Genomic DNA, 10,000 nt, shown 5'->3' with positions numbered 1-10,000 from the left:
ACTTAAGAAACCGCCTGCGCGCGCTTTACGCCCAATAATTCCGGACAACGCTTGCCACCTACGTATTACCGCGGCTGCTGGCACGTAGTTAGCCGTGGCTTTCTGGTTAGGTACCGTCAAGGTGCCGCCCTATTCGAACGGTACTTGTTCTTCCCTAACAACAGAGTTTTACGATCCGAAAACCTTCATCACTCACGCGGCGTTGCTCCGTCAGACTTTCGTCCATTGCGGAAGATTCCCTACTGCTGCCTCCCGTAGGAGTCTGGGCCGTGTCTCAGTCCCAGTGTGGCCGATCACCCTCTCAGGTCGGCTACGCATCGTCGCCTTGGTGAGCCGTTACCTCACCAACTAGCTAATGCGCCGCGGGTCCATCTGTAAGTGGTAGCTAAAAGCCACCTTTTATGATTGAACCATGCGGTTCAATCAAGCATCCGGTATTAGCCCCGGTTTCCCGGAGTTATCCCAGTCTTACAGGCAGGTTACCCACGTGTTACTCACCCGTCCGCCGCTGACCTAAGGGAGCAAGCTCCCGTCGGTCCGCTCGACTTGCATGTATTAGGCACGCCGCCAGCGTTCGTCCTGAGCCAGGATCAAACTCTCCATGAAATAATGGAGCGCAGATTAAGTTCGTCACATCCTGTGACAACATCTGCATGACCTGCATCGTGCAGGCCCCTGACTACGCACACTTACATGTGCGATTTATAATGAATTAACAGGTACGTTTTGTCTTGTTTAGTTTTCAAAGAACTTCGCTGCCGCTCTCAAAGCGACCACTTAAATATAACATTTATGAGAAAAGCGGTCAATACTTTTTTGAAAAAGTTTTTGTTGTTGTTTTTATAAGCGACCAAGAGAAATTATAGCACATTATGTTCCTGATGAAAAGATTATATTTGAAAGATTGAATAGAAAAACATGCAGCCATTTGGCTGCATGTTTTTATGATTCATCCGCTTCCTGTTCTTCTGAATCGTTCTCTTCATCTTTTTCAACTAAAGCGACAGTCGCGACATGCTCTTGTTCACCTAAGCGGATAAGTCGCACACCTTGAGTGACGCGTCCGGTCGTGGAGATATCTTTAATATCCATCCGAATGATCACGCCGCTTGCTGTGATGATCATTAAATCTTCTTCTCCTGTCGTTGCTTTCACTGTCACAAGAGATCCGTTATTTTCTGTGATTTTGCAGGTTTTCAGCCCTTTTCCTCCGCGGCTTTGCACCCTGTATTCTGAAGCGGGCGTCAGTTTTCCGTAGCCCTTTTCAGTTACGATTAGCACGTGTGAATCCTCTTCCAAAATCTCCATGCCGACAACAACATCGTCATCTGTCAGATTGATGCCCTTAACGCCGGCTGCTGTTCTTCCCATTTGCCTTACATCTGTTTCAGGGAAACGGATGAGCAGACCGTTCTTCGTGCCGATAATAATTTGTTTATTTCCATCCGTCAGGCGGACAGCGATCAATTCATCCTCATCGCGGAGGCTTAAGGCGATCAATCCATTATTGCGGATATTCGCGAATTGAGAAAGCGGTGTGCGTTTTGATATTCCGTGTTTTGTCGTGAAGAACAAATAAGACTCGTCATCAAATTCGCCTACCGGAATAATCGCGTTGATCCATTCTCCTTTTTCCACTTCAAGCAGGTTAATAATCGGAATTCCCTTCGCTGTCCGTCCGAATTCAGGGATCTCATATCCTTTCGCACGGTACACCTTCCCTTTATTCGAGAAGAAGAGAATGGTGTCATGGGTGGATGTTGAAATCAGGTGTTCAACGAAGTCGTCTTCATTTGTACCCATGCCCTGAATGCCTTTCCCGCCCCGTTTTTGGCTGCGGTAAGTAGAAGAAGGCAGACGTTTGATATATCCGTTATGAGTTAAAGTCACAACGATATTCTCGCGCGTGATGAGATCTTCATCCTCAATCGTCTCAAGGCCCGATGTCACGATTTCAGTACGGCGCTCATCATTAAAGCGCTCTTTAACTTCTGTGAGCTCTTCCCGAATGATTTCAAGAACTTTCTCTTCGTCTGCTAAGATTGCTTTTAGCTCTGCAATCAGCTCAACAAGGCTTTGATATTCCTCTTCGATTTTTTCGCGTTCCAGCCCTGTTAAACGCTGGAGACGCATGTCCAAAATCGCCTGGGCCTGTTTTTCAGTCAAAGAAAACTTCTCAATCAATCCGTTTTTTGCGATTTCAGCCGTTTGCGAATTTCTAATTAGGGAAATAACTTCATCAAGGTGATCAAGCGCCACTCTCAAGCCCTCAAGAATATGGGCCCGCGCTTCCGCTTTGCGAAGCTCGAATGCAGTACGCCTTCTGATCACGACTTTTTGATGGTCGAGATAATGCTCCAGACACTGCTTCAAGCTCAATACTTTCGGCTGGCCGTCAACAAGCGCCAAAAGATTAATGCCGAATGATGTTTGAAGAGCGGTCTGCTTGTACAAGTTATTTAACAGTACATTGGCATTTGCATCCCTTCTCAGTTCAATGACGATGCGCATTCCGTTTCGGTCTGATTCATCGCGGAGATCCGTAATGCCGTCGATTTTCTTATCGCGCACTAGATCGGCGATTTTTTCGATCAGCCTTGCTTTATTCACTTGGTACGGTATTTCCGTAATAATGATTACCGGTTTGCCGGAAGATGTTTCTTCGATTTGAGCTTTGGCTCGAAGCGTAATTGATCCCCGGCCTGTTTCATAGGCCTTTCGGATACCGCTTCTTCCCAAGATCAGCCCTGCTGTAGGGAAGTCGGGTCCAGGAATGATCTCCATCAATTCCGGAAGCGTGATATCAGGGTTTTTGCTGACCGCCAAAACACCGTCAATGACTTCACCGAGCTGATGCGGCGGGATGTTTGTGGCCATACCTACAGCAATACCGGCCGCTCCGTTGACAAGCAAGTTCGGAAATCTCGCAGGCATAACAACCGGCTCTTTTTCCGAACCGTCATAGTTGTCCTGGTAATCGATTGTGTCTTTATTGATGTCGCGCAGAATTTCCATTGATATTTTAGACATTCTCGCTTCTGTGTAACGCATGGCCGCAGCCGAGTCGCCGTCAACAGAACCGAAGTTTCCATGGCCTTGAACGAGCATGTACCGATAGTTAAAATCCTGCGCCATTCTGACCATGGCTTCGTAAACAGCAGAATCACCGTGAGGGTGGTACTTACCGATAACTTCGCCGACAATACGCGCGGATTTTTTATACGGCTTATCACTTGTCATCCCAAGGTCGTTCATCGCATACAATATTCTTCTGTGCACCGGCTTCAGACCGTCTCTTACGTCCGGAAGAGCGCGGGAAACAATAACACTCATTGCGTAATCTAAAAAAGATGTGCGCATTTCCTGACTGATATTGACTTCCTGAACTTGGGGCTTATGTTGTTCACTCATTAAAAAACCTCCCTGGAGAATCTACATGAGTTGTGTGGGAGTAGATTTGTATTTATACTCTTCAACGAATTAGGCTATTCTCCATTATATCAATAATCTTGATTTTATACACATCAAATGACTAGAGCGCCAAAGGCTCATTCTAGAAAAGACCTTATTTCAATTAAGCGAAAATAAGGTCTTACAATCATTAAATATCCAAATTCTTTACATATCGGGCATTCTCTTCGATGAAGTTGCGGCGCGGTTCAACCTTGTCGCCCATCAGCATTTCAAAGGTTTCATCCGCATCAATCGCATCTTTGAGCGTTACTTGAAGCAATGTCCGCGTTTCTGGATCCATCGTCGTTTCCCAAAGCTGTGTCGCATTCATCTCGCCCAAACCTTTGTAGCGCTGCAGGCCTGGCTTAGGATTTTGCGGAAGCTCTTTTAAAATTTCTTCGAGCTGCTGGTCATTGTACGCATACTCAACGCGTTTCCCCTGCTGTACTTTGTAAAGAGGCGGCTGAGCGATGTAGACATATCCTTGTTCGATAATCTGTCTCATGTAGCGGTAGAAAAAGGTCAGCAGCAATGTTCTGATGTGTGCACCATCGACGTCGGCATCCGTCATAATCACGACTTTGTGGTAGCGGGCTTTTTCAAGGTTGAAATCTTCCCCGATTCCGGTGCCAAGGGCGGTGATCATAGAACGAACCTCATTGTTGGACAATATTTTGTCCAGGCGGGCTTTTTCGACGTTCAAAATTTTCCCTCTCAAAGGCAAAATTGCTTGGAAATGACGGTCGCGGCCCTGTTTTGCCGATCCGCCCGCAGAGTCACCCTCAACGATGTAAAGTTCGGAAATCGTCGGGTCTTTAGAAGAACAGTCAGCAAGTTTCCCCGGCAGATTGGACACTTCAAGGGCGCTTTTTCTGCGCGTCAATTCGCGTGCTTTCTTTGCAGCCATCCGTGCTCTGGCGGCCATAACCCCTTTTTCAACGATTTTTTTCGCTGAATCCGGGTTTTCTAGCAGAAACTTTTCAAGCGCTTCTGAAAATAGCGCATCTGTTATCGTACGCGCTTCTGAGTTGCCGAGCTTTGTTTTCGTCTGCCCTTCAAATTGAGGATCCGGGTGCTTGATTGAAATAATCGCTGTCAAACCTTCCCGGACGTCTTCTCCGCTTAAGTTCGGATCGCTTTCTTTGAATACGCCGTTTCTTCTCGCGTAATCATTGATGACCCTCGTCAAACCGGTCTTAAAGCCGGCTTCATGGGTTCCGCCTTCATACGTATGAATGTTGTTAGCAAATGAATAAATGTTGCTTGTATAGCTGTCATTGTATTGAAGAGCCACCTCGACTGTAATGCCGTCTTTGGATCCTTCAATATAGACCGGCTCTTCATGAATAACTTCCCGCGAACGGTTCAAGTGTTCAACATAGCTTTTAATACCGCCTTCATAGCAGTATTCATTCTTGCGTTCTTTTCCTTCTCGCTTGTCTTCGATCGTGATTTTGACGCCTTTTGTCAAGAAAGCGAGTTCGCGGACACGAGTGGCGAGCGTATCATAGTCGTATTCAGTCGTTTCCGTGAATATTTCCGGATCAGGCTTGAAGTGTGTGGTCGTTCCCGTCACTTCCGTATCTCCAATGACTTTCAAATCAGCTTTCGGAACGCCACGTTCAAATTCCTGATAATGGATTTTTCCATCTCTGTAAACCGTTACATCCAGCTCGGTTGAAAGGGCGTTAACAACAGAAGCACCGACGCCGTGCAAACCGCCCGAAACTTTATATCCGCTTCCGTCAAACTTTCCTCCGGCGTGCAGGACAGTCATGATGACTTCCACAGCGGGACGACCCATCTTCTCATGAATACCGACCGGGATACCCCGTCCGTTGTCTTTTACTGTGATGCTGTTGTCTTTTTCAATTGCGACATTGATTTCAGTGCAGTAACCGGCCAATGCTTCATCGATGCTGTTATCGACAATTTCCCATACTAAATGGTGCAGACCTTTGCCGCTTGTCGACCCGATGTACATTCCGGGTCTTTTCCGAACGGCTTCCAATCCCTCTAGAACCTGTATCTGATTTTCATCGTAATTATTTTGCTGTTCCATTGCCACGCACATTCACCTACACTTTTCTTCAAACATAATAAATTTATAGTTAAGATTCTTTATGAATCGATTTCCGGCTTGGATTGCGCCCGTTTTTTCAACGTGCCTGAGGCTAAAGGAGAAAAATAAATCGATTGTAATGTGACAACAATTGACTTCGGCGTGCTGTTAGAAGAGACAATCCGCTGTTTTTGCTTGCTTAAAAACTCCTCAACAATCGGCGATGTCTTTGCCTTGTAATCAAAAATAGCCACAATTTCACGCGTTGAGACGACAAAATCGTCACCTAAGTGGATATACAATCCCTCACCCCATTTTTTCAGTCCGATAGCGTGCCATTTTCAACACGAAAGATTTCCGCTTCGTTTAAGGTTTTATGATCAATTCCATCAACGCTTGTCGTTGTTACGAATGTTTGAACGCGGCCTTGAATGGTGTGGAGCAAGTGAGACTGCCGATAGTCGTCCAGCTCTGATAAAACATCATCCAAAAGCAGAATCGGGTATTCTCCTATCTCTTCCTGAATCAAGTCGATTTCAGCCAATTTAAGCGACAATGCAGTCGTGCGCTGCTGGCCCTGCGATCCGTAAGTCTGCACATCACGGCCATTGACATAGAAAAGAACATCATCCCTGTGGGGACCTGAAAGAGATACCCCCCGTTCTATTTCTTTATCTCTTAATTTAGAAAACGTTTCTTGATAACTATTGATCATTTTCGACAAATCGGGCGAATCTGATACGTGAAGAGACGTATGATACTTTAACGTCAGCTCTTCCAGACCTCTTGAAATTCCGGAATGAATGGGCTGAGCCCATTTTTCAAGCTGATCGACAAACTGAAGCCGTTTCATCACAACCTTTGCCGCGAATTCCGTAAGCTGTTCCGTCAGCACGTCAAGCATCGTTTGATCGGTTTGCTTTCTCGTTTGAAGCTGCTTCAAGAAATGATTCCGTTGTGAAAGGATTTTTTGGTAAAGAGAAAGGTCATGAAGATAGACAGGTGATACTTGGCCGATTTCCATGTCGAGAAACCTTCTTCTGACCTGAGGACTTCCTTTTACGAGATTTAAATCCTCCGGCGCGAACATAATCGTGTTGACAGCCCCGACATACTGGCTCAGCTTCTGCTGTTCAATATGATTCACTTTACCTTTTTTTCCTTTTTTGGAAATCACAAGCTGAATGGGAACAGAACCGTTTTTTTTAATGACCCTGCCTTCTATTTTAGCATAGTCTTCATCCCATCGTATGAGTTCTTTATCATTTGACGTCCGATGGGATTTCGCCATCGCAAGCACATAGATCGCTTCCATCAAATTTGTTTTTCCTTGAGCGTTCTCTCCGATAATCACGTTCACTTTGTTCTCAAATTGAAGGTCAAGGCGCTCATAATTACGGTAAGACGATAATGTAAGATTTTGGATATACAATCAATACCACCTGCTTTTAGCCGACGACTTGAAATGAACCGAATCCTTCAATCGTCACCACATCTCCGACATACAGTTTTCGTCCGCGGCGGTTATCCGGCTCGTCATTGACGAGTACTTCATATTCCGATAAAAACCATTTTGCCATTCCTCCGGACTGAATGACATCCGCCAATTTCAAAAACTGGCCGAGGGTAATCATCTCTGTATCAATAGCCACCGTCTTTGTCATTATATCGACCTCTTTCAATATCACTAATATCTAATTGTACTAAAAAACAGGGAAAGAAGGAAAGGGGAAACTTGCGGTATGAGCAATCAAGGCAGGGCGAGAGCGCTTTTCTCCAGAAAAAATAAGAGAAGCTGCCGGACCAGCCGGCAACTTTCTATTCCAACAAATTAATACGTCCGGACAGGAAGAATTAATTGGACGATCGAATCGTCATTCGGCGTACGGATCAGAAAAGGCCTCATAGCGCCTGTGAAGCTTACATGAATGTCCTCTCCTTCAAGAACTTTAAGGGCATCCAGCATATATTTCGGACTAAAGGATATCTTTAAGTCTTCCCCTTCGATCTGCTCGGCATTCACCGTTTCAACAACCTTTCCGATTTCCGGAGAGTTTGAAGAAATTTCGATCGACTCATTGGCGGCTGCGGAAAGTTTCACCACGTTGTTTCGTCCTTCTCTCGCCAAAAGCGAAGCCCTGTCGATCGCCTGGAGAAATTCCTTAGTATTGACAATCAAGTTCGTTTTGCTTTCCTGAGGAATCAGGCGGTTCGTATCCGGATAGTTTCCGTCAAGAAGCCTGGAGAAAAACAGAACGTTTTTTGTTTTAAACAGCACTTGTGTTTCGGTAATCACAATATCGACAAGCTCCTGATGGTCATCAAGGATTTTGCTGAGCTCGGTTAAGCTTTTTCCTGGGATGACGACATTGTATGAACTGTCTTCGTTAATGTCGAGCTTAGCTTTCCTTAGCGCAAGACGATGACTATCCGTTGCAGTGCATATTAATTCACCGCCAGTGACATTCCAGTTTACACCTGTCAAGATTGGGCGTGTTTCTGAGGTGGACACTGCAAAAACGGTTTGGCGGATCAGGTTTTTCAGCAGATCGGTCGGAATTTGAAAAGCGTGATGCTCTTCAATTTGCGGCAAAAGCGGATATTCGCTTGCATCCAAACCGTTTAAGTTAAACTCTGCTTTGCCGGAGCGGATGATCGTTAAGTATTGATTTTGAACCTCGATTTCCACTGTTGACATCGGCAGCTTTTTGACAATTTCACTGAAAAAACGGGCTTGAAGCACAATGCTGCCGGGCTGTTCAATTGTCACGATCTCTAAATCGCCGTCTTCTTTCGGGATAAACGATTCAATCGAAATATCGGAATCGCTGCCTGTCAGAGAGACCCCTTCATCAGAGGCCACGATTTTAATACCGGTTAAGATCGGAATCGTCGTTCTTGAAGAAACGGCTTTTAACACATCTTGGACACTTTCGACCAGGCGGTCTTTTTGAATTGTAAACTTCATAATCATCCTCCTTGCGGGAATCTATTAATTATTATGTTTTAAAAAAATAGCAGAAGTACTAGTAGGGGCTGTGGATTTGTGGATAAGTGAAAAAAAGAACGGAAACACAGCCTATCCACATGTGGACAGACTGTGTAAGGCCATGTTCAAGTTATTCACACTTTCCCGCTCATCACTTATCTCAGCTGCTCTTTAATTTCTTTAATCTGCTGCTGAAGCTGTTCATCATCGTTCAGCAGTTTTGATATTTTCTCATGGGCATGGATGACCGTCGTGTGGTCGCGTCCGCCAAATTCTTCGCCGATCTTCGGAAGAGAAGAATCTGTCATTTCTCTTGATAGATACATAGCGATCTGCCGCGGAAAAGCCACCGATTTTGTCCGTTTCTTCGCCTTGAAATCCTCCAGCTTGATATTGAACTGCTGGCCGACGATTCTTTGGATGTCTTTGATCGTAATGACTTTCGGCTTTGAAGAAGGAATGATATCTTTCAAAGCTTCAGCAGCCAGATCGGCGTTAATGTCTTTATTGATCAAGGAAGAATATGCGACAACCCTGATTAATGCCCCTTCCAGCTCCCTGATATTGCTGTCGATCTGATTGGCAATATAAAGCATGACTTCATTCGGGATATCAAGTCCTTCTGCTTTTGCTTTCTTTCTTAAAATCGCAATTCTTGTTTCCAGATCAGGAGGCGTGATGTCAGTGATCAATCCCCATTCAAAACGGGAGCGCAAACGGTCTTCAAGCGTTGGGATCTCTTTTGGAGGCCGGTCGCTGGAAATGACAATCTGCTTTGTTTCTTCATGCAGCGTATTAAACGTATGGAAAAATTCCTCTTGCGTCTGTTCTTTTCCGGCTAAAAATTGAATATCGTCTATTAAAAGAACGTCAACATTTCGATAGCGATTGCGAAAATCGACAGCTTTATTGTCACGGATCGAGTTAATGAACTCATTTGTAAATTTCTCAGATGACAAATAAACCACTTTTGCAGATGGATTGTGATCGATGACATAGTGCCCGATCGCATGCATTAAGTGAGTCTTTCCAAGTCCGACTCCCCCGTAAATAAACAGCGGATTGTAAGCTTTCGCCGGGGCTTCAGCCACTGCCAAAGACGCTGCGTGGGCGAATCGGTTTCCTGAACCGATAACGAACGTATCAAATGTATATTTGGGATTCAGCATGTTTTGCGGAAAATCAGCCGGTTCTTCTTTCGACATTTTTTTGATTGGAGACTTTGGCATAAAATCTTCTTCATTTTGATTCTGAGGAATGACAAATTTAATGCTCAATTCTTCTCCTGTCAGATCATAGATCGTATCGGCGATCAGGTGCAGGTATCTTGATTCAAGCCAGTCTCTGGCGAACTCGTTCGGTGCGGTGATGATCAGCGTATCGCCCTGCAATGAATGGGCCTTTGTCGATTTCATCCATGTTTCAAAGCTGGGCTTGCTCAATTTTTTTTCGATCTGCCCCAAAGCTTGATTCCAAAGATCCGATATGTTTTTCAT

General features: G+C 45.1%; 7 protein-coding genes and 1 rRNA gene (1 of these 8 cut by a window edge). All 8 read right to left on the bottom strand.

The window, feature by feature from the left end; translation table 11 throughout:
• A 16S ribosomal RNA gene (locus MKY62_RS00040) occupies nucleotides 1-606 on the bottom strand (it extends 944 nt beyond the left edge of the window).
• Nucleotides 607-942: 336 nt separating this feature from the next.
• Nucleotides 943-3,411: a DNA gyrase subunit A gene (gyrA, locus tag MKY62_RS00035; protein ID WP_003178095.1), complete on the bottom strand. Its 2,469-nt coding sequence runs from the start codon at nucleotides 3,409-3,411 to the stop codon at nucleotides 943-945.
• A gap of 190 nt (nucleotides 3,412-3,601) precedes the next feature.
• Nucleotides 3,602-5,515 (bottom strand): DNA topoisomerase (ATP-hydrolyzing) subunit B, encoded by a 1,914-nt coding sequence (gyrB, locus tag MKY62_RS00030; protein WP_009330043.1) that lies wholly within the window; start codon nucleotides 5,513-5,515, stop codon nucleotides 3,602-3,604.
• Nucleotides 5,516-5,574: 59 nt separating this feature from the next.
• On the bottom strand, nucleotides 5,575-5,817 hold the full coding sequence (locus tag MKY62_RS00025; protein WP_003178090.1) for an extracellular matrix/biofilm biosynthesis regulator RemA family protein: 243 nt from the start codon (nucleotides 5,815-5,817) through the stop codon (nucleotides 5,575-5,577).
• 17 nt (nucleotides 5,818-5,834) lie between these two features.
• On the bottom strand, nucleotides 5,835-6,947 hold the full coding sequence (recF, locus tag MKY62_RS00020) for a DNA replication/repair protein RecF (RefSeq protein ID WP_003178089.1): 1,113 nt from the start codon (nucleotides 6,945-6,947) through the stop codon (nucleotides 5,835-5,837).
• Between the two features lie 16 nt (nucleotides 6,948-6,963).
• Nucleotides 6,964-7,179 carry a S4 domain-containing protein YaaA gene (gene yaaA, locus MKY62_RS00015; protein ID WP_003178084.1) on the bottom strand — a complete coding sequence of 72 codons (216 nt, stop codon included), beginning with the start codon at nucleotides 7,177-7,179 and terminating at the stop codon, nucleotides 6,964-6,966.
• 167 nt (nucleotides 7,180-7,346) lie between these two features.
• Nucleotides 7,347-8,483, bottom strand: a complete 1,137-nt coding sequence (gene dnaN / locus MKY62_RS00010) for a DNA polymerase III subunit beta (RefSeq protein ID WP_003178080.1) — start codon at nucleotides 8,481-8,483, stop codon at nucleotides 7,347-7,349.
• Between the two features lie 176 nt (nucleotides 8,484-8,659).
• Nucleotides 8,660-10,000 carry a chromosomal replication initiator protein DnaA gene (gene dnaA / locus MKY62_RS00005; RefSeq protein ID WP_003178077.1) on the bottom strand — a complete coding sequence of 447 codons (1,341 nt, stop codon included), beginning with the start codon at nucleotides 9,998-10,000 and terminating at the stop codon, nucleotides 8,660-8,662.

The organism is Bacillus sp. FSL R7-0646 (assembly GCF_037969865.1).
GTDB lineage: Bacteria > Bacillota > Bacilli > Bacillales > Bacillaceae > Bacillus > Bacillus licheniformis.
Note: the sequence above shows the minus strand (reverse complement) of the source record. Positions and strands in the feature narration are given on the sequence as shown.